Below are 1,322 nucleotides of genomic sequence, written 5' to 3' on the forward strand. Positions count from 1 at the left end.
GCTCTTCAACAATGATTCGAAGCACACCTAAAGAAGCACGGCGCAAGGCAAATGGGTCTTTAGTACCCGTTGGAGGCTGATTGATACCAAATAGACCAACCAGTGAATCAAGTTTCTCAGCAATAGAAAGTGCACAACCCGTTTTTGTGGTCGGCAAGCTGTCGCCCGCAAACTTAGGCATGTACTGCTCATTCAACGCTAAAGCAACTTCTTTAGATTCTCCATCGTGCACAGCATAATGATAACCCATGGTTCCCTGTAAATCAGAGAACTCTAGAACCATTTCTGTCACCAGGTCAGATTTAGCTAGCTCTCCTGCACGCTCTGCATCGGACGCATTGCCACCAATTGCTGCGCCAATCTTCGCAGCTAGCTTTGATNCACGTTCAGTTTTATCGTAAACCGTTCCCAATTTACTCTGGAAGACAATTTTCTTTAACTGCTCACGACGCGAGGCCAAAGTGGACTTCTTATCCGTTTCAAAGAAGAAGGCCGCGTCTGCCAGGCGAGGACGAATAACACGCTCGTTACCCTGAATTACCTGCTGAGGGTCCTTACTTTCGATATTCGCTAGCGTGATGAAGTTTGGTAGCATCTCGCCATTCTTATCCAAAGCATGGAAATACTTCTGATGCTCTTTCATCGAAGAAATCAGTGCTTCTGTCGGCACCTCCAAAAAGCGCTCGTCGAAGCGGCCGACTAAAGGTACGGGCCACTCATTTAGAGACGCGACTTCGTCCAACAAGTCTTCATCAATCACAGCCACACCACCAATACCTTCAGCAGCAGCCGTCACACCCTGACGAACCTTTTCCTTACGCTGATCATAATCTGCAATCACTTTGCCTAGCTCTAACAATAGAACTTCGTAGTCATCTGCTTTAGTAATTTCAATCTCACCCTGACTATGGAAGCGGTGACCGCGAGTCTTTCGACCAGCTGGAATATCCAGAATACTGCCTTCTACAACCTCATCACCGAAAATCATCAATACCCACTGCAGCGGTCGAACGAACTCAACCTTTTGAGCTCCCCAACGCATACGCTTAGGAATAGGCAACTTGTTCAATGACTGGGCAACAATGTCATTCAACAAAGATTTGGTTTCCTGACCTTTCTCTAGCGAGCGGTAAACTAACCATGTTCCTTTCGGCGTTTCCATTTCTTCTAGGTCTTCAGGCTTAATACCTAACGAGCCGGTAAAACCAGTCAAGGCGCGAGAAGGATTCCCTTCAGCATCATAAGCGGCTTTCTTTGACGGGCCTTTCTTTTCAACTGACTTATCAGCTTGCTGCACGTCCAAACCTTTAACTCGAACAGCT

General features: G+C 46.9%; 1 protein-coding gene. It reads right to left on the bottom strand.

All coding sequences use genetic code 11. The features are described from left to right. The coding region (glyS, locus tag A3766_RS05005; RefSeq protein ID WP_231882834.1) for a glycine--tRNA ligase subunit beta at window positions 1-1,297 on the bottom strand (1,297 nt) is incomplete at its 3' end. Between the last annotated feature and the right edge of the window lie 25 nt (window positions 1,298-1,322).

This window comes from Oleiphilus sp. HI0132 (assembly GCF_001635845.1).